Here is a 21398-nt window from a genome sequence, read left to right as displayed (position 1 = left end):
TTTCGCCACAGTCCTCTCCTCCCGATCTCGTGATCGTCACAACGCCGCCGCAAGGCAGCTTGCTATTGCAACGCACAAGCGCCGGCGCATCATGGGCGGGCGCCATCAGGGAACCCACGCATGCTCGATCGCCGGAGCCTCTTGGTCGGAGCCAGCGCCATGGCGGCCACGCTTGCCGGAACCGGGCGCAATGCCTCGGCCGCCGATGTCGATGTCGTCATCATCGGCGCGGGCGCGGCCGGCATCGCTGCCGCCCATGGCCTGAAGGCGGCGGGCCGCACGGTGATCCTGCTCGAAGCCCGCAACCGCATCGGCGGCCGTGCCTTCACCGACACCTCACTCGGCCCCGCCTATGACGCCGGTGCGATGTTCATCCACTGGGCCGAGCGCAACCCCTGGGTCCAGATCGCCCGCGAACTCGGCGTCGAGACGCCGAACGAACCCTGGGGCGGCGGTTTCCGGGTCTTCGCCGACGGCAAGCCCATGCCGGAGACCGACCGGCTGAAGCGCCGCAGCGCCTTCGGGCAGATCGACCGCAGGCTGGAGACTGTCGATCTGACCAAGCGCGACCTTTCGGTCGCCGAGCTGCTCGGCGATCTCGGCCCCGACATGGCCCCGGTCGCCTCCTCGGGCCTGCTGCTCTCGATCGGCGAGGAATCGGAGCGCATCTCGGCGCGCGACTACCAGCGGCTCTGGGCGGGCGACGACCTCGTCGTGCCCTCAGGCTATGGCAATCTCGTCACGCGCCATGGCGCGGGCCTCGACATCCGCCTGAACGAACCGGTCAGCACGATCGCCTGGGATGGGCCGGGCGTCGTCGTCACCAGCCCCTCCGGCAGCTTGCGGGCGAATGCCTGCATCGTCACGGTGCCCGTCGGCGTGCTCAAGGCGGGCGCGATCCGCTTCACGCCCGAATTACCGGCGACGACACGCGACGCACTCTCCGGCATCGGCATGGGCGCATTGACCAAGATCGCGCTCAAGGTCGAAGGCGAACGCTTCGGCGTGACTCCGGGCATGAGCTTTCTCGAGGCCGGCTCGCCCAAGGCGCTGATGAATTTCGACCTGTTCCCCGACGATCAGGACATCGTCATCGGCTATTTCGGCGGCGACCATGCCCGCGAGCTGGCGAAGGCCGGGACAGTCGAGGCACAGGCCCATGTCACCGATCTGCTCTCGCAGATGCTCGGCGGGGATGTCCGCAAGGCGGTCAAGGCCTGCTCCTTCCCCGCCTGGTGGACCGACCCGTTCTCGCTCGGCTCCTATTCGGTCTGCCTGCCCGGCAAGGAGACGGCGCGCGACGCACTGGCCCAGCCGATCGGCGGGCGCATCTTCATCGCAGGCGAGGCAACGGCCGGCGGCGGCGCGATGACGGTCGGCGGCGCAACGCTGGCCGGGCGGGTGGCAGCCGCGGCGGTCGCGCGGCTCAAGGCCTAGCTGTACCGTCGCAACGGGTCAGAGCACGAGCTCCCAGTTCTGCCCGACCAGATCCTGCCCGAAAGAACGGTGCCTCTCCTCAGCCACCAGCGTGAACCCCTCCGCGCGATAGATCGCGCGGGCTGCATGCAGGATGTCATTGGTCCACAGCACCATGCGCCCATAGCCGGCGGCGCGGGCGAAGCTGATCGCCTCCCGCACCAGCGCCTTGCCGAGGCCGAGGCCCCGCGCGTGCCTCTCGACCAGCACCAGCCGTAGCTTGGCGACCTCCACCGTTTCCTCCACCACGAAGGCCGACCCCACCGGCGCGCCGTCCAATTCGGCGATGAAGCAGCGCTCGCGCTCCGGCTTGTACTCGCGCAGGAACTTCGCCGCGATCTCGGCCACCAGCGCCTCGAAGCTGGCATCCCAGCCATACTCCTCGGCATAGAGCCGGCCATGAGCCAAGATCACCCAGCCAATATCGCCCGGCCGGTGCTGGCGGATGAGCGAGCACCCCGGCGCAGGTCGGGTTCCAGCGAGCAGGGCCTCGGACTGGTCGAGCGCATCGATCAGCCTGGCCTGCTCGGCCGGCGAAAGCCGGGTCACGATCGCCGCCGCCTGATCACGAGAGGCCGCATCGAGGGGCTGGAATGCCTCATGCCCCTTCTCCGTCAGCCGCAGGCGCAGCGCCCGCCCATCCTCGCGCGAACGTTCGCGCGCCAGCCAGCCCGAGGCGGCAAACCGCTGGAGGATGCGCGAGAGATAGGCGGGATCGAGCCCGAGCCCACGCGCCAGCTCGCTGGCGAGCCAGTCGTCGCGCTGCGCCAGTTCGTAGAGCACGCGCCCCTCGGTCAGCGCGAAGCCCGAGCCGTGCAGGCTGCCTCCAAGCGCGCCGACCCAGCGGGTATGAAAGCGGTTGAAACGGCGGATCGCCGCGATCGCGGCCAGGTTCGCGCATTGCATGGGTCATCCTCCCCTGGGGAAGGATCAACAAGAATAATGGACGGAGTCAACTAATTGTCGAAATCTGTCACATACCGGAACAGGGGTAGCGGACCCTCGATCGCGGCACCAGCAGCTCGGCCACGGTCTTGTCGCCAATCTCCGCACGCGGCAGCCTGACCAGATCTCCAGCCCGAAACGACCAAATCCGAGACAGTTCCGAAAGCGCCCCTTAACCCTTTCGCAACCCGCCTCTGGCGCAATCGTGGCCCAGTTCTCCCTCGGCAAGCCAGCACTCTTTTTTACGATAAGCGTCGCGTCATGCAGGTCGATCTTTTGGCCGGAACGGCCTATGGCACGGCAGCGATGCCACTGCGCCAACCCACCATCCTGGTTTTCGATTCCGGTCTGGGAGGGCTCACCGTCCTGGCCGAGATGACGCGCGCGCGTCCCGATGCCCGCATCGTCTATGCCGCCGACGATGCCGGCTTTCCCTATGGCCGGCTTGACGAGGCAACCCTGGTCGGGCGCGTGTTGAGCGTGATGGAGCGGCTCGTCGAGCGCTGCCATCCCGATCTTGTCGTCATCGCCTGCAACACCGCCTCGACCTTGGTTCTGCCCGCCTTGCGGGCGCGTTTCAGCATTCCCTTCGTCGGCACGGTTCCTGCGATCAAGCCGGCGGCTGAGCTGACACGCAGCCGCCTGATCTCCGTGCTGGCGACGCCCGGTACGGTCGCCCGCGACTACACCCGTGACCTGATCGCAACCTATGCCGGGGCCTGCCACGTCACGCTGGTCGGCTCGACACGACTTGCCGGCCTCGCCGAAGCGGCACTCAAGGGCGAGGCCATCGACGACGCAGCGGTCCTGGCCGAGATCGCGCCCTGCTTCGTCGCCAGCGACGGCGCCCGCACCGACGTGGTCACGCTGTCCTGCACCCATTACCCCTTGCTGATCGAGCGGATGCGGCGGCTCGCTCCCTGGCCGGTGAACTGGATCGACCCGGCCCCGGCGGTCGCCCGGCGCGTCACTCAGCTCCTCGGGCCGGCCATGCCCCTGCTCGCGGAGGCTGCCGGTGAAGCGCCGGCGATCTTCACCAGCGGCGCCGGCATCAGCGGCCCGCTGCGCATCGCCTTGGCCGGCTACGGGCTGACGCAGATCACCATCGAGGCGATTCCGCTCGCGAACTGAGAGCGCTCCAACGTCGCGGCGGAACCGGTTGAAGCGCCAAGCGTTTTCCTGACGTCGTCGCGTTTTCCTGACGCCGCTTCCGCAGCGCCGCGAAGGAGGAAAGGACATGAAAAAACTTCTTCTGATCATCGCGCTGGCGTTTGGCTTCGCCCTCATCGGAGTCAGCGCGAGTTCCGAGGCTCAGGCCAAGCCGCATGGCTGGCACAAGAGCCATGGCCACCATTACGGGCACCGTCATGGCCCCCGCCGGCATTATGGCTGGCATCGCGGCCATCATTACGGCTGGTACAAGCACCATCGCCACCACCGTTACGGCCATTGGCGCGGCTATTACTGGTGAGATGTCGGGACACCGTCGACCGGTACGGATTTGACTTCGCACCGGCCTTGAGCCTATAGGGCTCCCGTCGCGCGGGTCCATCAGGGCCCGCGTGGCTTTTTCCGCACCCGTGATCCGCTCTCAGGAGCCGGATCTGTCGCCCCGGAGATGGGGAGCAGGAGGGCGCGGTCCTCACTCGCGAACCTAGAGGACACGCGAAACATGACCAAGCGCCACGAGGCGAAGTACAAGATTGACCGCCGTCTCGGTCAGAACATCTGGGGCCGCCCGAAGTCCCCGGTCAACCGCCGCGAATACGGCCCCGGCCAGCACGGCCAGCGCCGCAAGGGCAAGCCTTCCGATTTCGGCACGCAGCTGCGCGCCAAGCAGAAGCTCAAGGGCTATTACGGCTCGATCTCCGAGAAGCAGTTCCGCCGCTACTACGCCGAGGCGATCCGTCTCAAGGGCGATTCGGGCGAGAACCTGATCGGCCTGCTCGAGCGCCGCCTGGACGCCGTGATCTACCGCGCCAAGTTCGTGGCGACGGTCTTCGCCGCCCGCCAGTTCGTCAATCACGGCCATGTCACGGTCAACGGCAAGCGCGTCAACATCGCGTCCTACCAGGTCAAGCCGGGTGACGTGATCGCGGTCAAGGAGAGCTCGCGCCAGCTCGCCATCGTGATCGAGGCCGCTGCCCTGGCCGAGCGCGACGTGCCTGACTACATCGATGCCGACCACAACAAGTCGACCGCCACCTACACCCGCACGCCGACCCTGACGGACGTGCCCTATGCGGTGCAGATGGAACCGAACCTGGTCATCGAGTTCTACTCGCGCTGATTCAGTTTCGCAGAGCCGGGCCGCAAGCGCCTGGCGGGATTCACGAAAGGGCGGCTCGCAAGAGCCGCCCTTTCCGTATTTTGTCCCCCTCACGGTTTTTGCGGGCGCTTCTTCGGTCCGGCTGTTGAGCCTTCGCTCCGGCCCGCCTACGCTCCCCGACGTGACCTCTATTCCTCCCGCTTGGACGCACCTCCAGCCCGACTCGCTCAAGGCGCTCCTGGAGCCGCCCGGCAGGGTCCCGCAGGCTATCCGCCTCACGCCCTATAACATCCCTGTCGAGGCCGCCCTTCAGGTCCCCATGGTCATCGCGGCACGCCTCCTGCTGGCGCTTGCCGTGGAGAAAGGCGGGCTCGTGCTCACGCCTGCCGGAGCCCTGAAGCGCGTCGATGTCTGGCATGTCTTCGACCAAACGGAATGGCCGGGATACGACAAGGCCACCACGCTCGCGGTCAACAAGGTCATCAACGAGCACGACGCCTACGGGGTCCTCTTCACAAGGATCGTGCTGCAAGCTGCGGGGCTCCTGCGGAAGCGTCTAGGAGTCCTGAAGGCGACCAAGGCGGGGAAGGCCCTGCTGGCCCCGGAAGCGGCCCCTGCCCTGCTGGCTGAACTGTTCGAGGCGGTGTTCTGGAAGGTGAACCTTCAGGACTTCGACAGGAATCCCATCGAGTTCTGGCCGCAGCACCACATGGGCGTGATCCTCTGGAGCCTGTCGGTGACGGCGCATGACTGGTCGAGCGCGGAGAGCCTGATGGAGTCCTGCACGATCATGGACACGCTCGACAAGGTGGCGAGGCCCGACCTCCCCGCGTTCGCCATGATGTCACGCGTCCTGCGCCCCCTGACATGGCTGGGGGTTTTCGAAAGCCGAAAGCAGACGAGGCATTCCGGCCGCGGGTTCGATGAGGATTTCCGGAAAGTGCCGCTATTCGGGCAGTTGGTGGCGTTTGAGGTAGAGATGAAGGGGGCGGAAGGAGTGCGACACTGACATGTTTGGACGAGCGAAAGGGTTCACCATGCCATTGCTCCATCGCCGCACGATATAGGCGAAGCCGCCCGATCAAGCCGGCGAGCGGCTCTTTCAAGTTAGCGATAAGCCCGCCTAGGTTAGCTGCCAGATGGCGGGCGGCGGGGGCGAGCTATGCGAATTATCACGACGTCGATGTACTACGACGACGCACAAATCAGATCGGGCGATCGCTCCCGTCGCTTCCGTGGTCGTGGTGAGAAGGTCGATCCGGGTATCGGATTGCTTGGTGTCCCGGCGACACGACAAACCTGATGTCGTTCTCAAATCTGAAGGCTCTTCACGAGCTACCTCTCGGCCGAGACGGGTTCGATGAACAGACGTTGCGGGCATGTATCGATGCGTTCTTGGCCGATGAAGACGAGGATAGGTTTGCTTTTTTAGCGGATCGATCGATCAAGAACTCGGACGCTGTGGACGACGTACTTCGCCAATAGTTCGTGATAGAAAGATCCCCTCCAGAGCTACTCGGCCTCACCAAGGCAATAACGAAAACAAACTTCCCTGTATTTATTGGGACATACATGGGCTGGCACGTTGCCCCTGAACACTCGATCTTGCTGTTCATATCGGTTCCCGGCGGGATCATCATTGTTAGCTCAGCCGTAGGCCTCGCCCAGGCCTTGTCTGCTGGACTGAGCACAGCAGTGAAACGGCTCTTTCGGGAGAAGTAGCCAGAACGCGCTTGGTTTTGTCAGAAAAATCAGAAAACCCACCTCTCTCCGGCCGCTTCCCAAATTTCCCCGTGGCCCCTCGCGTTTCACGTGGGGGATCATCACGGAAGCCCGCCGGGGCCTGAAGAGGGGTCAGACGGTTTGGTGAGCAGCACTGAGCCTTCTTAGCTCTTCGATGCAGCTATCAAGCTCTGCCCTCAGCTTCTCCGCTGCGTGAAGGTCGAAGTTGATGAAGTTGTTGGGTTGCCCCTCAAATCCTGCAGAGGCATCCGCCTTGATTTTGGCGCCGACATAGAGGCGACCGTCTAGCCCCCGTTTGACGCGCCATTGCATATGGCCCTCAGCGGTCTGTCCCTGCACCCGCTGTGTCTCGACTAAGACATCACCCAACGCGGCGCTTAACAACGGCGACTTGGAGACAGCTTTCTTCATCCAATCGAACACGGTGTTTCCCTAACAGCCGACGCAGGCCACAACCTACTGCACCTTGTAGGACTCCTGAAGGGCCTCTGGCCGCTACAGGTCGGAAGCGTACAGGGCGTTGCGGAGGAATGCCGGTAACGATCTAACCGGAGGAGTGTGTGCGGTCCTCGTCGCCAATTGCCTATCGCGAGGAGCCTCTGGTCCGCCCGGCGAAGCGTAGCAGCGTTACAGTCAAAGCAATCAGACCAAATATGACGGCGAAGGCCAATACCCACGATAGAGGGCTGCCGCCCTCGGGAGCATGCGCCAAGAGGCGGCGCATCTGGAAGACAAAAGCAACGGTCATCAAGGCGATCAGCACGAGGCTTAGCAGCCGCTTCATTGTGACGCTCCAAGCTCCCTTGGATGATGAGCATGCCCTCTACCCCTGAACGAACCGTCAAAGACGTGCCAGTTCACGCACAACCTTCTATCGCGCGGCGATCCAATAGGGCAGGCTCGAACGCCCATGTAGTAGCGCCGGCGATCCAGCCTATCGCGGCGGAAGCGCCGGGTCGATGCCGGCACAGGCGGGATGCCCGACCGGGTTCTCGTTCCAGAACAGGATGTCGTCGAACAGGATCGTCTGGACCGCTTCGGGGAGCGCAACACCACGCACCGCCCCAAGTCCGAGACCGCAAGGTGTTCAGGCGGGCTCACAGATGCGAGCCGGCCTCGTCGCGAAAGCAGTAGCAGCCGAGGCCGAGGCAGCCGATCAGGATCGAGATCGCATAGGGCCCCAAGAGGCACAGAACGAAGACCGAGCCGATGAAGCCCCGCATCCCCCATGTCAACCATGTCGCCCTCATGGTCACCTCCTCGCAGTGGATTTACTGCCGAAACGTAAATGCGAAGCGATGAACTCAACTTAAATAAGTATGGTGAATCGCCGGCCCGCCGATTTTACCTGTTGTCAGCAATGTTCGCCTTCCCCTCGGCTGACAGTGCCGCATAATTTTCCAGGCCTTGCCGGCCCTGATTCGGGAAAGGATGACCATGATGAAGACGCTGCTCGCCGCCCTCGCCTTGACCTGTCTCTCCAGCCTCGCCCAGGCGCAAAGCTGCGCGGTCCAGGCCAGCGACAAGAAGCTCAACGGCGCCGCCAAGACCAGCTTCCTGACGAAATGCGAGAAGGATGCCGGCGCGGCTTGCGACAAGCAGGCGGCAGACAAGAAGCTCGCCGGCGCGGCCAAGGCCAGCTTCACCAAGAAATGCGTCTCAGACGCCGCTGGCGGCTGACGGGCACGCTGAACACATGAAAAAGGGCGGCTCCTGAGAGCCGCCCTTATGTGCGGGCTGGAACCTGCTCAGCCGCGGCGGTCGCGGCCGTCCTCGTGCCAGCGACGCGGGCCACGGTCGTCGTCATCGCGGTCACGGCCAACACCGCGGCGCTCCTCGAAGCGCTCGCGCATGCGCTGCATCATGCCGCGCCCCTCGGCCATCGCTTCACGCACGGCGCGGCGGGCCACCGTCTTCTGCTCGTCACTGAGCGTCGTCCAGAGCGGGCGGACAACATCGGCGAGTTCCTTGGTCCGCGCGGCGCGCTCGGCCTGGCGGCCGGACATCATGTCGAGCCGCTCCATGATATCGGCGTGACGGAAGGTCTCGCGCTGCTCGCGCATCGCGGCCCAGCCCTCGCGGCGCTTCTCGGCACCCTTCTTGATGACGTTCTCGACGGCATCGAACAGCGGCACCTGCTCGGGCTTGAGCTTCATGTCGGTGCGCAGCTTGGTCAGGCGCTCGGTCAGGCGTGCCTGCATGCGCTCGGCACGCTGCTCGCGGAATTCGCCGCGCCGGTCGTCACGCGAATCGCTGCGCTCCTGCTGCGGACGATCGCGCTCGGAACCACCGGCAGGCGGCAACGGCTGCGGCTGGGCCAGCGCAAGCGAGGCCGTAATGGCGGCGGCGGCCGAAGCTGCGATCAGGGCTATGCGTTTCATCTTGATCTCCCATGGCTCGAAACGAATATCGGCACGAAACGAATATCGGGTCGCTGAGCGGGTCTCGAAGCCGGTTCACGATGGTCGCAAGGTGAGGCCGCGGGCGTGACCCGGCGATGGCGCAAGCATGAAAAGATCGTAATGTGGGCAGGCTCGGTACGGAAGTCCCGTTCTTCGACGAGAGCGTTTTCAAGCGAATTGGTCACCAGCTCGCGTGAAGAAAACCTATTAAAACAACAATATAGCCTGAAGTCTGCCCTTGATGCGCAATCTCATCACCGATGTTCGCGGCGTCCTCGTCGGCAACGCGCAGAACCCTCAGGCTGCGACCGGCGTCACGGTCGCCCTGTTCGAGCGCCCCAGCATAGCCTCGATCGCCGTGCTCGGCGGTGCGCCCGGGACGCGCGACACTGCGCTGCTGGAGCCGGAGATGACGGTCGAGCATATCGACGCGATCGTGCTCTCGGGCGGCTCGGCCTGGGGACTGGCCGCAGCCGATGGCGTGATGGCGGGGCTCGCTGCAAGGCAGCGTGGCTTTCAAATCGGCAGCCTGCGCGTGCCCCTCGTTCCACAGGCGATCCTGTTCGATCTGCTCAATGGCGGCGAGAAGTCCTGGGCCGGGGACGGCGCAAGCGAGCCGCCCTATCGCGGGCTCGGACGCAGCGCGCTCGATGCCGCGGCAGGCGATTTCGCGCTCGGCACGGCCGGCGCGGGCTATGGTGCCAGCACCGTCAATCTCAAGGGCGGCCTCGGGTCCGCCAGCGCGCGGGCAGCGACGGGGCAGATCGTCGGGGCGCTGGTTGCCGTCAATGCGGTCGGTACGGCGACGATCGGCAAGGGGCCGCATTTCTGGGCGGCGCCCTATGAGCAGGGTGATGAATTCGGCGGGCGCGGCTGGCCCGCCGCGATCACGCCCGCCGACAGCGCGATCCGGTTCAAGGGTGGCCCCGGCCAGAACACCACGATCGCGCTGGTCGCGACCGACGCCACTTTGACCAAGGCCCAGGCCAAGCGGCTGGCGCTCGCAGCCCATGACGGCCTTGCCCGCGCCCTGAGGCCAGCCCATGGCGCGCTCGACGGCGACATCGTCTTCGCCGCGGCCACCGGCCATGCCGGCGCCCCGTCCGACGCCTTTGCGCTGACCGAGCTTTGCGCCACAGCCGCCGACGTGCTGGCGCGCGCCGTCGCGCGCGGCGTCCATGCCGCGACCGCCCTGCCCTTTCCGGGCACGAAACCAGCCTGGCGCGACCTGTTCGGGAGCCGATAGCCCAAACTGCACGCCTGCAACCTTGAGGAGATGCCGATGGCCAGCGTCAGATACTTCGTGAACGACGTCGACGAAGCCGTCGCGTTCTACAGGGACAAGCTGTCTTTCGTGCTGAAGCAGCAGTTCGGTCCGGCCATGGCGATCCTGGAGAGCGAGGGGCTGACCTTATGGCTCGCCGGTCCGCTTGCATCCGCCGCCAGGCCGATGCCGGATGGCCGCAAGCCCGAGCCTGGCGGCTGGAACCGCTTCGTCCTGGAAGTTACCGATCTGCCAGCCCTGGTCGAAGGACTGCGCGCCCGAGGCGTACCGTTCCGCAATGCCATCGTCGAAGGTCCAGGCGGCCGCCAGATCCTGTGCGAGGACCCGTCCGGCAACGTGATCGAGCTTTTCCAGCGCGCTTGACCGACGGCGCGCCGCGATCAGCCTCGCGCGCACCCAGGAGACTGTATTTATTTCCATATACGCGCGGCGGATTTACGTCTTAGAAAGTCAGCGAACCACACAATTCAATCAGCGGTTGCAGTTTCGCTGTTTGGGGGATCGCCTCACGCCAGCGGCATGCAACCGTTGGGAAAGGCTGTGGTATGCGTGAGATCGCCTTCGGCGCCGTCTTCAGCCTCCTCATCGCGATCGGAGCCTTTCTCATCGCCGCCTGGCCCGTGCCGGGCCGCCCGGTCGCGGCCTATTTCCGAGCGGGCACATCGGCCGCGCAGGTCGCGGGCGCCGTCGCCCAGGCCGGCGGTAGCCTGCTTCAGTTCGGCGCCACGCCTGCCCTCATCATCAGCCTCAGTGATCGCCCCGACTACGCCGCCCAGCTCTACCAATCCGGCGCCTGGCTGGTGATCGACGGCGAACTGGCGCGCCTGTGCGCCGGCGGGTCCTGGCAGGCCCGGACATGATGGATGTCGAGCGCTTCAGGGCGCGTTTCGCCTATGTGATCATCGCCGTGCTCTGGAGCAACGCGGTACTGCTGGCGCTTGCGAGCCGGCTGGGACGAGCCAACAATCCCGATCAGATCGTGTTTGCCGGCATCGCGCTCGCGGCGTTCACGACCCTGGTCTGGTGGGCCTGCGGCACCAGCTGGATAACCCGGCAGGTCAGCTCGATCACGTCGCTCGGCCAGGTCATGCTGCTGGTCTACACCTTCTCGGGGCATCCCTATCAGTCCGACATGCACATGTATTTCTTCGCCATATTGGCGGTGCTCGCGGGCTGGCTCGACTGGCGGATTTTCGTCCCCGCCTCGCTTGCGGTCGCGGCGCATCATGCCGTGCTGAGCGTCGTCTATCCGCTCGGCGTCTTTCCCAACGGCAATAGTTTCGACCGCGTCCTGCTGCACGCCGTCATCGTCATCGTCCAGGCGCTGGCACTGAGCTGGACGGTATCCTCTCTCAGGGCCGCCCTGGAGACCTCGGAGACGGAAAAGCAGGAGGCGACCACAGCCAGGCGCGCAGCCGAGGATGCCCGCCATGAGGCCGCCGCCACGACCCAGAAGGCCGCCCAGGAGCGCAAGACGATGCTCTATGCGGTCGCCGAGGATTTCGAGCACAAGATCGCCGGCATCGCCAAGGACGTGATCGCCTCGGTCAGGACCTTGCGCACGGCTTCACAGCAGATGCAGGCCGGTGCCTCCGAGGTGGCGGAGCGGGCGGGGGCCGCCTTCCTGTCCTCGCACCACACCTCGTCCAATGTCGTCGCCATCACCAACGCCACCGCCGAGCTCGCGTCCTCCTTCGGCGAAATCGACAAGCAGGTCGGCGAGACCACCCGCATCGTCGGCGCAACGACCTCCACGGCCAAGACCGTGCTCGCCACGGTCAACCATCTCTCGGCCAAAGCGGAGGATGTCGGCAACATCGTTGGGATGATTTCGACGATCGCGGAGCATACCAATCTGCTCGCGCTCAACGCCGCGATCGAAGCCGCTCGCTTCGGTCGGTCCGGCGGTGGTTTCACGGTCGTCGCACAGGAGATCAAGACGCTCGCGAACCAGACCTCGCGGGCGACAGAAGAGATCCAGGGACAGATCGAAGCGATCCGCAGCTCGAGCGAGGACGCCATCCGCGCCATCGACGCCATGAACGCGACGATCGGCTCGCTGAACGAGGTCTCTGCTGCCGTCGCGACCGTGGTGGAACAGCAGAGCACCGCGACCGCCGGGATCGCCAGCAACATCCAGGTCGCGGCCAAGGAAACCGTGTCGGCGTCCGGCAATATCGAGATCGTCAGTCGCATTGCAACCGAGACCGGCGACGCTGCCGCCTTCGTCGCCAAATCGGCCGACAGGCTGGACAGGCAATCGGCCGATCTCGACCTCGAGGTCGCGCAGTTCCTCAATCGCATCCGCGAGGCTTGAGAAACGACGGGAAGAGCGATTTTCGCAGCCCAGGAAATGCGCTCTCATCTAAGAGTGAGAGCAGGATGCGAAAAACCGGTTTCCACTTTTTCGCATCCTGCTCTATGGGGCTGTCATGTCGACAGATGCCTTCCTTGCACGTTTCGGCGCGCCCGGCGCAAGCCAGCCCGATCCCGTCGCCGCCGCGCAGACCGCGATGCGCAACGCCCTGCCCCGCCGCTTCTACGAAGCGGCGGCTGTGCTGGAGCGCGACGGGCTGTTCCATGTCGCGCTCGACGGCAAGACTGCGCGCACCCCGGCACGCAACCCGCTGGCGGTAACCTCCCGCCCCGCCGCCGAAGCGCTGGCCGCCGAATGGCAGGCGCAGTTGGAGAAGATCGACCCCGCCCGCATGCCGCTGACGCGATTGGTCAATTCGGCGCTCGACGGCGTCGCCGATCAGCACAAGGCCGTGCGTGCCGAGATCGTGCGCTATGCCGGCAGCGACGCGCTCTGCTACCGTGCGGCCGAGCCCGACACGCTGGTCGAGCGCCAGGACGCGATCTGGAATCCGATCATCGCCGGGGTCGAGGCCGCGATCGGGGCCCGCTTCGTGCTGGCCGAGGGCGTGATGTTCGCTGCCCAGCCCGCCGGCACGCTGGAGGCCGTTGCCGCCCGCATCGCCGTGATCCCGGCGCCGCTCGCGCTCGCCGGCGCGCACAACGTCATGACGCTGACCGGCTCGACCATCTTGATGCTGGCGCTCGCCGACGGACAACTCGATCCCGATGCGATCTGGAGCGCTGCCCATCTCGACGAGGACTACCAGATCGCGATCTGGGGCCAGGACGAGGACGCAGCCGAACGCCGCGTCATCCGCCGCCAGGAATTCGACGCGGCGGCGCTGTTGCTGCTGCAAGGCTGAGAGCCTGATTGAATCGGCACGCTCCAACCAGGCGCCCCGCCATCACGCGGCCTGGCAGTGATAGGGCATAGTCCAGACAGACGCCCAAATTGGCCGCCTACTGTCTTCCCTTTTCTATTTTCTATGCACTGAAGGTGGAGCGCATAGGACCCCTTTCCCGTCTTGGCGTCATAAGCAACGTTATGACAATCGATCTTGCGCTTTTCCGGGGTCGACGCCCATATCTTCTGCAGCGTCGAATAGGCGCCCGATTCCTTTTCCCCGCACTTCATATCTTTAGCAAAATCTCCCCCGGAGGCATCTCTGCAGTATTTATCCATGTTATACAGAGGAAACTCTTCAGCATGCGCCTGCACAATAGAGAAATTAGCGATCACGCCAACAGACAGCATCAAGGCATAGCGGCAACGTCTCACGATCCCCCTCCAGAATAGACTCACAGCACATGAGCGCCTCACCCGATAGCCTTCGATAAGCGTCGCCCGCAACGCAGATGTGCGTCCAATCTCCATCGCATTTTTCATTGCATGAGCGTTGCGCGCATCGAGGCCGATTGAGAACACGGCTTGCGTGCGGCTGAGAGCGGCACGCCGACCCGACGAGGCGCTATAGCGCGCCGAGCGCCCGGTCGCACCCGGCCTTGCACCAAAACGGCAGGAGCGCCCGATGGACAGCCCGGCCTTCCGCCCTTAAGCCGGATAGGAAATTGGCTCGGCTCGCGGGGGCTCCATGAAAGACATTCTCGAACAGCTTGAAGACCGTCGCGACGGCGCCCGCAAGGGCGGCGGCGAGCGCCGGATCGAAGCGCAGCACAAGCGTGGCAAGCTGACCGCCCGCGAGCGCATCGAACTCCTGCTCGACCGCGACTCCTTTGAGGAGTTCGACATGTTCGTGCAGCATCGCTGCGTCGATTTCGGCATGGAGAAGGGCGAGAAGATCCCCGGCGACGGCGTCGTCACCGGCTGGGGCACGGTCAATGGCCGCACCGTCTTCGTCTTCTCCAAGGATTTCACCGTCTTCGGCGGCTCGCTCTCCGAGACCCACGCCCAGAAGATCACGAAGATCCAGGACATGGCGCTGAAGATGCGCGCGCCCATCGTCGGCCTGTTCGACGCGGGTGGCGCCCGCATCCAGGAGGGCGTGGCAGCGCTCGGCGGCTATGGCGAGGTCTTCAAGCGCAATGTCGCGGCCTCGGGCGTCATCCCGCAGATCTCGGTGATCATGGGCCCCTGCGCCGGCGGTGACGTCTATTCGCCGGCGATGACCGACTTCATCTTCATGGTCCGCGATACCAGCTACATGTTCGTCACTGGTCCGGAGGTGGTGAAGACCGTCACCAACGAGACCGTGACCTCCGAGGAGCTCGGCGGCGCGAAAGTCCACACCACGAAGTCCTCGGTCGCCGACGGCTCCTTCGAGAACGATGTCGAGGCGTTGTTGCAGGTGCGCCGGCTGATCGACTTCCTGCCCGCCAACAACACCGTTGGCGTGCCGGAATGGCCCTCTTTCGACGTGCCGGACCGTGTCGATATGAGCTTGGACACGCTGGTGCCGGACAACCCGAACAAACCCTACGACATCAAGGAACTGATCCTGAAGACGCTCGACGAGGGCGATTTCTTCGAGATCCAGGCGGCCTACGCCGGCAACATCGTCACCGGCTTCGGCCGCATCGAGGGCCGCACCGTCGGCGTCGTCGCCAACCAGCCCATGGTGCTGGCCGGCGTGCTCGATTCCGACGCCTCAAGGAAGGCCGCGCGCTTCGTGCGCTATTGCGACGCCTTCGAGATCCCGATCGTGACGCTGGTCGACGTGCCGGGCTTCCTGCCGGGCACGGCGCAGGAATATGGCGGGCTGATCAAGCATGGCGCAAAGCTGCTCTACGCTTATAGCGAATGCACCGTGCCGCTGGTCACGGTGATCACCCGCAAGGCCTTTGGCGGCGCCTATGACGTGATGGCGTCAAAGCATATCGGCGCCGATGTGAACTATGCCTGGCCAACCGCGCAGATCGCGGTGATGGGCGCCAAGGGTGCGGTCGAGATCATCTTCCGTGGCGGCGATGCCGAGACGATCGCGCGCCAGACCAAGGAATATGAAGACCGCTTCATGTCGCCCTTCGTGGCGGCCGAGCGCGGCTATATCGACGAGGTCATCCTGCCGCATGGAACGCGCCGCCGTATCGCCCGCGCACTCGCCATGCTGCGCACCAAGAGCGTCGAGCGGCCCTGGCGTAAACACGACAATATTCCGCTGTAAGGGCGCGGCTTACGTCCAGCGCCGGAACACCACGCTGGCGTTCACGCCACCGAACCCAAATCCGTTCGAGATCGCGTGCTCCATCGCAAGCGGCCGCGCTGTCCTGGCGACGAGGTCAAGCCCGGCCGCATCCTCGTCCGGGTGCTCGAGGTTGAGCGTCGGCGGCGCGATCTGGTCGCGCAACGCCAGGATCGTGAAGATCGCTTCCAGCCCGCCGGCTGCGCCGAGCAGGTGGCCCGTCGCCGATTTCGTCGCGCTGATCGCCACGCTCTTCTCCGTTCCGAAGACGGCTTTGATCGCCGCCAATTCGCCGCGGTCGCCAACCTGCGTCGAGGTCGAATGGGCATTGAGGTGCTGGACATCGCCGGGCTTCAGCCCGGCCTGTTTCAGCGCAATCTCCATGGCGCGGCGCGCACCTGAGCCATCCTCGGGTCCGGAGGTGATGTGGTAGGCGTCGGCGCTAGTGCCGTAGCCGGTGATCTCGGCCAGGATTTTGGCGCCGCGCGCCTGCGCATGCTCCAGCGCCTCTATCACCAGCAGGCCGGCGCCCTCGCCCATGACGAAGCCGTCGCGGTCACGGTCGAACGGGCGCGAGGCCTTTTCGGGCTCTTCGCTGAAGCCGGTCGAGAGTGCGCGCGCCGCCGCGAAGCCGCCGAGCGCAACGAGATCGATGCAGGCCTCGCTGCCGCCGCAGAGCGCGATATCGGCCTCGCCGGAGCGGATCAGCCGCGCCGCATCGCCGATCGCCTGAACGCCCGCCGCGCAAGCGGTTACGGGCGCGCCGATCGGCCCCTTGAAGCCATGGTCGATCGAGACATGGCCCGCCGCGAGATTGACCAGGAAGGACGGAATCGTGAAAGGCGAGAGCCGGCGCACGCCGCGCGCATCTGTGATGCGCACGGCCTCGGCGATCGCCGGAAAGCCGCCAATACCGGAAGCGATCACCGTCGCCGTGCGCTCCTGCTCGGCTTCGCTCACTGGGCGCCAATTCGCCTGCGTCAACGCCTCCTTGGCCGCGACCAGCGCGAACTGAATGAAGCGGTCCATCTTGCGTTGGTCTTTTGGCGCGATCGCACCATCGGGATCGAAACCGCCCTCGCCATCCTCCTCCTTCGACGGCACCGCACCTGCGACCTTGGCCGGCAAGCTCTCGACGATCGAATCCGGCAGGCGACGCAAGCCAGAGCGGCCTGCAAGCAGGCGTTGCCAGGCCAGATCTGCTCCGCAGCCAAGGGGCGAAACCACGCCCATACCGGTTACGACCACACGGCGCATTTGCACACCACGCATTTGAATGTCCTATTCGCTAGAGCCGGATGATTTCAGATCGGGTCACGAGGTGATCCGATCTGAAATCTGAATCCGTCTCTCACCAAAGAGTTAGAGCAGGATCAATGCGAAAAACCGGTTCCCACTTTTTCGCATCCTGCTCTATGGGAGGGCGCGGCTGCGCGCATCGTCGCGATGGTGGCCAGGCGCTGGCGCATGCCGGGGCTCGCGCGCGGGCCGGCAACCACCGTGACAGTCTCAGGCGTGACCGGACGCAAGCTCGCGGCATCGACCATGATCGGCTCGATCGGCCGCGCGGTCTCGCGCTCGGCCAGCACCAGCGCCGCGCCTTCGGGCGCCAGATGCCGGTTGCCGAAAGCGACCATCGCGGCGATCACGGGGAAGAAGTCCCTGCCCTTCGCGGTCAAGACGTATTCGTAGCGCTGCGGCCGCGGCTGGTAGAGCCGCCGCTCGAACAGCCCGCTCTCGGTCAGATGCTTAAGCCGCCGCGCCAGCATGTTCGGCGCGATGCCGAGGCTGCGCTGGAATTCGTCGAAGCGCGTGAAACCCTGCAAGGCATCGCGCAGAATCAGGATGCTCCACCATTCGCCAACAGTCTCGACTGTGCGGGCGCAGGGGCATTCGGCAAGCGGAACGAGCTTCGGTTGCATGGTGCACCCGAGCTAAAGCAGTTACTATCCTTTTGCAAGCTACATGAAGCCGTACCCGCCTCCCTCTTGCCTCAATCCAGCGTGCTCCGGAATCGCATCAGCGCGAGCCCGGCATAGACGGGCACGAAGACGGAGAGCCAGAACACCTCGACGCCGACATCGTCGAGGCCCGCGCCCTTCAGCATGATCGCCCGGATGACCCGCAGGAAATGCGTCAGCGGGAACAGCTCGCCGATCGCCTGAGCCCAGCCCGGCATGCCGGCGAACGGAAACATGAAGCCTGAGAGCAGCAGCGATGGCAGGAAGAAGAAAAAAGTCAGCTGCATCGCCTGCAACTGCGTCCGCGCCAGGGTCGAGATCGTGTAGCCGAGCAGGACGAGCGCCAGCACGAAAATCAGCACGCAGGTGAGCAGCAGCAGCAGGCTCCCCAGAAACGGCACGCCGAACAGCAGTTTCGCGGCGCTGAGCACGACCGCTACCTGGACGCTGCCGACGGCGAGATAGGGCAGAACCTTGCCGAGCATGATCTCGGTCGGCGTCGCCGGCATCGCCAGCAGGTTCTCCATGGTGCCGCGCTCGATCTCGCGGGTGAGCGCCATCGAGGTCATCATCACCATCGTCATCTGCAGGATGACGCCGAGCAGGCCGGGGACGATGTTGTACTGGGTGATGCCTTCGGGATTGTAGCGCCGATGCACGATGAAGGAGAGCGCGCTCTGGCTCTGCTCGCGTACCGCCTCCTCATTGCCGAGGGCTCGGGTCAGAGCTCGGCCGGCGATGGTCTGGAGGGCTGAGACTGCGCCGCTCGACGCCGCTGGATCGGTCGCGTCGGCCTCGACCAGGATACGCGGCTCGTCGCCACGCTCGACCCGGGCGCCGAAATCGCTGGGGATGGTGACGAGGAAGGAGATCGCGCCGCGCGCCATCAGGCTTTCGGCCTCAGCCGCGCTCTCCGGCTGCCGGCCGAACCGGTAATAGCCCGAGACCTGCAGCGCGGCGACGACCGAGCGGGTGTAGCGGTCCTGGCCGAGCGCCAGCACCGCCGCCGGCAGGCCCTTGGGGTCGTTATTGATGGCGTAGCCGAACAGGAGCAACTGCACGATCGGCACCGCGAGCATCATCGCAAAGGTGATGCGGTCGCGCCGCATCTGCACGAACTCCTTGGCGAGCATGGCACCAAGCCGCCCCAGGGACAGCACATTGCTGATGGCCATCGCGCTCATGCCGCCCTCGCCTGGGCACCGGTCATGAACTTGATGAAGACGTCCTCGAGGCTGGTCTCGCCGGGCTCGACGCTGACCCCTTGCTGCGCCTTGAGCGGCGCCAGCGCTGCCTCGAGCTTGCCCCTGTCGCTGCCGACGACATGCAGCGTCGTACCGAACGGCGCGACCTGCTCGACGCCATCGACCACTGAGAGTTCGCGGATCTGGGCTGCAGTCAATGTGCCATGCACGACGAAGGTGATCAGGCCCGAGCCCTGCACCACCTCCTCGACCGTACCAGTGGCCAGCATCTTGCCATAGGCGATGTAGCCGATGCGGTGGCAGCGCTCGGCCTCGTCCATGTAATGCGTCGAGACGAGCACCGTCAGGCCGTCACTGGCGAGCCTGTGGATTTCATCCCAGAACTCGCGCCGCGCCTTGGGATCGACGCCGGCCGTCGGCTCGTCGAGCAGGAGCAGTTTCGGCTGGTGCATGATGCAGGCGGCGAGTGCCAGCCGCTGCTTCCAGCCGCCAGACAGCGTGCCGGCGAGCTGGTCCTTGCGCGAGGTCAGGCCAAGGCCATCGAGCGTCCGCGCCACTGCGTCGTGCACAGGCTTCAGCTCGTAGAGCCGCGCGACGAAGGTCAGATTCTCCTCGATCGTCAGATCCTCGTAGAAGGAGAATTTCTGCGTCATGTAGCCGACCTGGCGCTTGATCGCGGCGCTGTCGCGCCTGACATCGAGACCGAGCACCGTGCCCTCGCCGGCATCGGGCGTCAGCAGCCCGCAGATCAGCCGGATCGTCGTCGTCTTGCCCGAGCCGTTGGGGCCGAGGAAGCCGACGATCTCGCCCGTCGCGACCGTGAGATCGACATTGTCGACGACGGTGCGGGTACCGAAGCGCTTGGTCAGCCCCTTGACCTCGATGACGTTCATCGTCGGCCCCGCAGCACGACATCGATGATCTGCCCCGGCTGAAGCTTCGCCGCCTGCGCGCCTTCCGGCCGGGCCTCGACCAGATAGACCAGCTTCTGCCGGGTCTCGGCCGAATAGATCACCGGCGGCGTGAATTCCGGCTCCTGCGCGACATAGGACACGGTGGCGGACAGACCGGACGGACAGCCGCTGCACCGGACATCGAGCTGCGTCCCGACACGGGTGCCGGCCAGCAGCGCCTCCGGCACGTAGACCATCAGCTTGATCGCCCCGTCCGGCAGGAAGGTCAGCACCGGCGCCGCCGGCCCCGCGAGTTCGCCGGGATAGCGCACGAGGTCGGTGACGATCCCGGCCGCCGGCGCAACGAGCCTTCGCTGCAACAGGCGCCATTTCGCCTGGTCGAGAGCGGCCTGCGCCTGCGTCACCTGATTCTGCGCCGCCTTGATCTCCTCCTCGCGCGCCGGCAACCGGGCGACCGCGAGATTGGCAGCGCTCTGGCGTACATTTGCTGCCGCGACGTCGCGCGCCGTCTGCGCCTGGTCGAGATCGGCCTGGGTCGAGACGCCGCGGCGAAAAAGGTCCTGCCGCCGCTCCAGCGCCCGGTCGGCCTCGCGCTCCTGCGCCCTGGAGGAGGCCGCGCTCGCCTCGATCACGGCGATCTCTTCCGGCCGCCGGCCACTGAGCAGATTAGCAAGCTGGGCCTTGGCCTGCACCAATCGGGCATCGCTCTCCGCGACGGCATTTTGCGCATCATCGGTCTGCAGCACCGCGACGACGGCACCGGGCGCGACGCGCTCGCCGCGCCTGACCGCGACGCTCTCGATCCTGGCGGTATCGATCGGGCCGAGGCGAACATATTCGCCTTCGACATAGCCAGCGATGCGCGTCGTCGGTGGTCCGCAGAAGGCGAGTGAGGCGGCGATGCCAAAAGAACAGATGAATTCAGTGATCATGGCTGTCCCTCCCACATGGCGGCGATGCTGGCCCGGACATTGGCGCGGATGACGGTGGCGATCGCCTCACTCTCGGCCTCGCCGATGTCGCTCCAGCCCATGCGCCGCATCACGGCCGGCCGGGCCAGCCGGAAATAAAGCACCTGTCCGACCATCGCGAAGACGGCGAGCTTGGTCGCCTGTGCCTCGGCCTCCAGGCCGGTCGCGACAGCCCAGAGCGTACAGAGACGGCCATGGACCGGGCCGACCAGCCCCTCATAGAGCGTCTCGAACGCCGAGGTCGGCTCCATCATCTCGCGCACGACGAAGCGGGCGATGGTCTCGCTCTCCGGCGAGCGTGCCGCGAAGGCCGTAACCCGGCTCACGACCGCAACCAAAAGCTCCACCGCCGCCTCCGGCGGGAGCCCTTCCAGCGGCGGCATGGTCGCAGCGGCCCCGAAGACCCGTTCCTTCATCGTGGCGACGATGGCCGCGGCGCAGGCCTGACGCAGCCCGTCCTTGCCACCGAAATGATAGGCGATGCCGGCGCTGTTGACTCCGGCCGCCTGCGCGATCTGGCGGATCGAGCTCGCATCAAAGCCGTGCCGCCCGAACAGGTCGAGCCCGGCGCGCATCAGCGCCTCGCGGGCGCCTTGGTCGTTGTCGGGGGCTACTTTCATCCGTCTTGCCTAGCGCAGAAGCTCTATTTAATCAATCGATTGATTAAATAGGCATGCAATGCTCGGCGATTGCTGGGCGCCTTCGGTCGGACTGAACCGGCTCATCGCC

The 21398-nt window shown here is 65.5% G+C and carries 24 protein-coding genes; 12 read left to right on the top strand and 12 right to left on the bottom strand.

The window, feature by feature from the left end; translation table 11 throughout:
* Nucleotides 1-120 precede the first annotated feature (120 nt).
* Nucleotides 121-1437, top strand: a complete 1317-nt coding sequence (locus ACSQ3P_RS01025; RefSeq protein WP_436163847.1) for a flavin monoamine oxidase family protein — start codon at nt 121-123, stop codon at nt 1435-1437.
* Between the two features lie 18 nt (nt 1438-1455).
* Here the strand turns inward: ACSQ3P_RS01025 and ACSQ3P_RS01020 are convergent, their stop codons facing one another.
* Nucleotides 1456-2382, bottom strand: a complete 927-nt coding sequence (locus tag ACSQ3P_RS01020) for a bifunctional helix-turn-helix transcriptional regulator/GNAT family N-acetyltransferase (RefSeq protein ID WP_436163846.1) — start codon at nt 2380-2382, stop codon at nt 1456-1458.
* Between the two features lie 300 nt (nt 2383-2682).
* On the opposite strand from ACSQ3P_RS01020, the gene murI reads away from it, so the two are divergent.
* The 4 genes from murI (at nt 2683) to ACSQ3P_RS01000 (ending at nt 5699) form a co-directional block, all read left to right on the top strand.
* Nucleotides 2683-3552: a glutamate racemase gene (gene murI / locus ACSQ3P_RS01015; RefSeq protein WP_436163845.1), complete on the top strand. Its 870-nt coding sequence runs from the start codon at nt 2683-2685 to the stop codon at nt 3550-3552.
* Between the two features lie 106 nt (nt 3553-3658).
* Entirely contained in the window at nt 3659-3892 is a 234-nt protein-coding gene (locus ACSQ3P_RS01010) for a hypothetical protein (protein WP_069692311.1), read from the top strand.
* 201 nt (nt 3893-4093) lie between these two features.
* Nucleotides 4094-4711: a 30S ribosomal protein S4 gene (rpsD, locus tag ACSQ3P_RS01005; protein ID WP_069692312.1), complete on the top strand. Its 618-nt coding sequence runs from the start codon at nt 4094-4096 to the stop codon at nt 4709-4711.
* A 298-nt stretch (nt 4712-5009) separates the two neighbouring features.
* Nucleotides 5010-5699, top strand: a complete 690-nt coding sequence (locus tag ACSQ3P_RS01000; protein WP_436163844.1) for a hypothetical protein — start codon at nt 5010-5012, stop codon at nt 5697-5699.
* 845 nt (nt 5700-6544) lie between these two features.
* Here the strand turns inward: ACSQ3P_RS01000 and ACSQ3P_RS00995 are convergent.
* The 4 genes from ACSQ3P_RS00995 to ACSQ3P_RS00980 form a co-directional block, all read right to left on the bottom strand.
* Nucleotides 6545-6856 carry a hypothetical protein gene (locus ACSQ3P_RS00995; protein WP_436163843.1) on the bottom strand — a complete coding sequence of 104 codons (312 nt, stop codon included), beginning with the start codon at nt 6854-6856 and terminating at the stop codon, nt 6545-6547.
* Between the two features lie 160 nt (nt 6857-7016).
* Nucleotides 7017-7217, bottom strand: a complete 201-nt coding sequence (locus ACSQ3P_RS00990; protein WP_436163842.1) for a hypothetical protein — start codon at nt 7215-7217, stop codon at nt 7017-7019.
* A 150-nt stretch (nt 7218-7367) separates the two neighbouring features.
* Nucleotides 7368-7493 (bottom strand): hypothetical protein, encoded by a 126-nt coding sequence (locus ACSQ3P_RS00985; RefSeq protein ID WP_436163841.1) that lies wholly within the window; start codon nt 7491-7493, stop codon nt 7368-7370.
* A gap of 37 nt (nt 7494-7530) precedes the next feature.
* On the bottom strand, nt 7531-7683 hold the full coding sequence (locus ACSQ3P_RS00980; protein WP_436163840.1) for a hypothetical protein: 153 nt from the start codon (nt 7681-7683) through the stop codon (nt 7531-7533).
* Nucleotides 7684-7873: 190 nt separating this feature from the next.
* On the opposite strand from ACSQ3P_RS00980, the gene ACSQ3P_RS00975 reads away from it, so the two are divergent.
* Nucleotides 7874-8113, top strand: coding sequence for a hypothetical protein (locus ACSQ3P_RS00975; RefSeq protein WP_436163839.1), 240 nt, complete (start codon nt 7874-7876; stop codon nt 8111-8113).
* A gap of 68 nt (nt 8114-8181) precedes the next feature.
* Here ACSQ3P_RS00975 and ACSQ3P_RS00970 read toward each other — a convergent pair whose 3' ends face one another.
* Nucleotides 8182-8814, bottom strand: coding sequence for a Spy/CpxP family protein refolding chaperone (locus tag ACSQ3P_RS00970; RefSeq protein WP_436163838.1), 633 nt, complete (start codon nt 8812-8814; stop codon nt 8182-8184).
* Nucleotides 8815-9076: 262 nt separating this feature from the next.
* On the opposite strand from ACSQ3P_RS00970, the gene ACSQ3P_RS00965 reads away from it, so the two are divergent.
* From ACSQ3P_RS00965 to ACSQ3P_RS00940, 6 genes are all read left to right on the top strand, one after another.
* Nucleotides 9077-10081 carry a P1 family peptidase gene (locus ACSQ3P_RS00965; protein WP_436163837.1) on the top strand — a complete coding sequence of 335 codons (1005 nt, stop codon included), beginning with the start codon at nt 9077-9079 and terminating at the stop codon, nt 10079-10081.
* Nucleotides 10082-10117: 36 nt separating this feature from the next.
* Nucleotides 10118-10483, top strand: a complete 366-nt coding sequence (locus tag ACSQ3P_RS00960) for a VOC family protein (RefSeq protein ID WP_436163836.1) — start codon at nt 10118-10120, stop codon at nt 10481-10483.
* A gap of 182 nt (nt 10484-10665) precedes the next feature.
* Nucleotides 10666-10980 (top strand): hypothetical protein, encoded by a 315-nt coding sequence (locus tag ACSQ3P_RS00955; RefSeq protein ID WP_436163835.1) that lies wholly within the window; start codon nt 10666-10668, stop codon nt 10978-10980.
* Nucleotides 10977-12437: a methyl-accepting chemotaxis protein gene (locus tag ACSQ3P_RS00950; RefSeq protein ID WP_436163834.1), complete on the top strand. Its 1461-nt coding sequence runs from the start codon at nt 10977-10979 to the stop codon at nt 12435-12437. Before ACSQ3P_RS00955 ends, ACSQ3P_RS00950 begins: the two co-directional genes overlap by 4 nt.
* Nucleotides 12438-12552: 115 nt before the next feature.
* Entirely contained in the window at nt 12553-13341 is a 789-nt protein-coding gene (locus ACSQ3P_RS00945) for an ATP12 family chaperone protein (RefSeq protein ID WP_436163833.1), read from the top strand.
* 729 nt (nt 13342-14070) lie between these two features.
* Entirely contained in the window at nt 14071-15600 is a 1530-nt protein-coding gene (locus ACSQ3P_RS00940; RefSeq protein ID WP_436163832.1) for an acyl-CoA carboxylase subunit beta, read from the top strand.
* A 9-nt stretch (nt 15601-15609) separates the two neighbouring features.
* Here ACSQ3P_RS00940 and fabF read toward each other — a convergent pair whose 3' ends face one another.
* The 6 genes from fabF to ACSQ3P_RS00910 form a co-directional block, all read right to left on the bottom strand.
* Nucleotides 15610-16875 carry a beta-ketoacyl-ACP synthase II gene (fabF, locus tag ACSQ3P_RS00935; RefSeq protein ID WP_436165134.1) on the bottom strand — a complete coding sequence of 422 codons (1266 nt, stop codon included), beginning with the start codon at nt 16873-16875 and terminating at the stop codon, nt 15610-15612.
* A gap of 116 nt (nt 16876-16991) precedes the next feature.
* Entirely contained in the window at nt 16992-17540 is a 549-nt protein-coding gene (locus ACSQ3P_RS00930) for a winged helix-turn-helix transcriptional regulator (protein ID WP_436163831.1), read from the bottom strand.
* Nucleotides 17541-17611: 71 nt separating this feature from the next.
* Nucleotides 17612-18754, bottom strand: a complete 1143-nt coding sequence (locus ACSQ3P_RS00925) for an ABC transporter permease (protein WP_436165133.1) — start codon at nt 18752-18754, stop codon at nt 17612-17614.
* Between the two features lie 5 nt (nt 18755-18759).
* Nucleotides 18760-19677, bottom strand: a complete 918-nt coding sequence (locus ACSQ3P_RS00920; RefSeq protein WP_436163830.1) for an ABC transporter ATP-binding protein — start codon at nt 19675-19677, stop codon at nt 18760-18762.
* A complete protein-coding gene (locus ACSQ3P_RS00915) occupies nt 19674-20630 on the bottom strand; it encodes an HlyD family secretion protein (RefSeq protein WP_436163829.1) in 957 nt (318 codons plus the stop codon). Before ACSQ3P_RS00915 ends, ACSQ3P_RS00920 begins: the two co-directional genes overlap by 4 nt.
* Entirely contained in the window at nt 20627-21289 is a 663-nt protein-coding gene (locus tag ACSQ3P_RS00910; RefSeq protein ID WP_436163828.1) for a CerR family C-terminal domain-containing protein, read from the bottom strand. The genes ACSQ3P_RS00915 and ACSQ3P_RS00910 overlap by 4 nt, the downstream gene beginning before the upstream one ends.
* Between the last annotated feature and the right edge of the window lie 109 nt (nt 21290-21398).

Source organism: Allobosea sp. LjRoot9, assembly GCF_964252745.1.
GTDB lineage: Bacteria > Pseudomonadota > Alphaproteobacteria > Rhizobiales > Beijerinckiaceae > Allobosea.
Note: the sequence above shows the minus strand (reverse complement) of the source record. Positions and strands in the feature narration are given on the sequence as shown.

Bases quoted from the DNA above. Each gene is read 5' to 3' on its own strand.
- ACSQ3P_RS01010 (WP_069692311.1), top strand. From the start codon at position 3,659: ATGAAAAAACTTCTTCTGATCATCGCGCTGGCGTTTGGCTTCGCCCTC.
- ACSQ3P_RS00915 (WP_436163829.1), bottom strand. From the start codon at position 20,630: ATGATCACTGAATTCATCTGTTCTTTTGGCATCGCCGCCTCACTCGCC.
- ACSQ3P_RS00965 (WP_436163837.1), top strand. From the start codon at position 9,077: ATGCGCAATCTCATCACCGATGTTCGCGGCGTCCTCGTCGGCAACGCG.
- ACSQ3P_RS00950 (WP_436163834.1), top strand. From the start codon at position 10,977: ATGATGGATGTCGAGCGCTTCAGGGCGCGTTTCGCCTATGTGATCATC.
- ACSQ3P_RS00960 (WP_436163836.1), top strand. From the start codon at position 10,118: ATGGCCAGCGTCAGATACTTCGTGAACGACGTCGACGAAGCCGTCGCG.
- rpsD (WP_069692312.1), top strand. From the start codon at position 4,094: ATGACCAAGCGCCACGAGGCGAAGTACAAGATTGACCGCCGTCTCGGT.
- fabF (WP_436165134.1), bottom strand. From the start codon at position 16,875: ATGCGCCGTGTGGTCGTAACCGGTATGGGCGTGGTTTCGCCCCTTGGC.
- murI (WP_436163845.1), top strand. From the start codon at position 2,683: ATGCAGGTCGATCTTTTGGCCGGAACGGCCTATGGCACGGCAGCGATG.
- ACSQ3P_RS01000 (WP_436163844.1), top strand. From the start codon at position 5,010: ATGGTCATCGCGGCACGCCTCCTGCTGGCGCTTGCCGTGGAGAAAGGC.
- ACSQ3P_RS00990 (WP_436163842.1), bottom strand. From the start codon at position 7,217: ATGAAGCGGCTGCTAAGCCTCGTGCTGATCGCCTTGATGACCGTTGCT.
- ACSQ3P_RS00920 (WP_436163830.1), bottom strand. From the start codon at position 19,677: ATGAACGTCATCGAGGTCAAGGGGCTGACCAAGCGCTTCGGTACCCGC.
- ACSQ3P_RS00975 (WP_436163839.1), top strand. From the start codon at position 7,874: ATGAAGACGCTGCTCGCCGCCCTCGCCTTGACCTGTCTCTCCAGCCTC.
- ACSQ3P_RS01025 (WP_436163847.1), top strand. From the start codon at position 121: ATGCTCGATCGCCGGAGCCTCTTGGTCGGAGCCAGCGCCATGGCGGCC.
- ACSQ3P_RS00910 (WP_436163828.1), bottom strand. From the start codon at position 21,289: ATGAAAGTAGCCCCCGACAACGACCAAGGCGCCCGCGAGGCGCTGATG.
- ACSQ3P_RS00925 (WP_436165133.1), bottom strand. From the start codon at position 18,754: ATGGCCATCAGCAATGTGCTGTCCCTGGGGCGGCTTGGTGCCATGCTC.
- ACSQ3P_RS00955 (WP_436163835.1), top strand. From the start codon at position 10,666: ATGCGTGAGATCGCCTTCGGCGCCGTCTTCAGCCTCCTCATCGCGATC.
- ACSQ3P_RS00970 (WP_436163838.1), bottom strand. From the start codon at position 8,814: ATGAAACGCATAGCCCTGATCGCAGCTTCGGCCGCCGCCGCCATTACG.
- ACSQ3P_RS00930 (WP_436163831.1), bottom strand. From the start codon at position 17,540: ATGCAACCGAAGCTCGTTCCGCTTGCCGAATGCCCCTGCGCCCGCACA.
- ACSQ3P_RS00940 (WP_436163832.1), top strand. From the start codon at position 14,071: ATGAAAGACATTCTCGAACAGCTTGAAGACCGTCGCGACGGCGCCCGC.
- ACSQ3P_RS01020 (WP_436163846.1), bottom strand. From the start codon at position 2,382: ATGCAATGCGCGAACCTGGCCGCGATCGCGGCGATCCGCCGTTTCAAC.
- ACSQ3P_RS00945 (WP_436163833.1), top strand. From the start codon at position 12,553: ATGTCGACAGATGCCTTCCTTGCACGTTTCGGCGCGCCCGGCGCAAGC.
- ACSQ3P_RS00980 (WP_436163840.1), bottom strand. From the start codon at position 7,683: ATGAGGGCGACATGGTTGACATGGGGGATGCGGGGCTTCATCGGCTCG.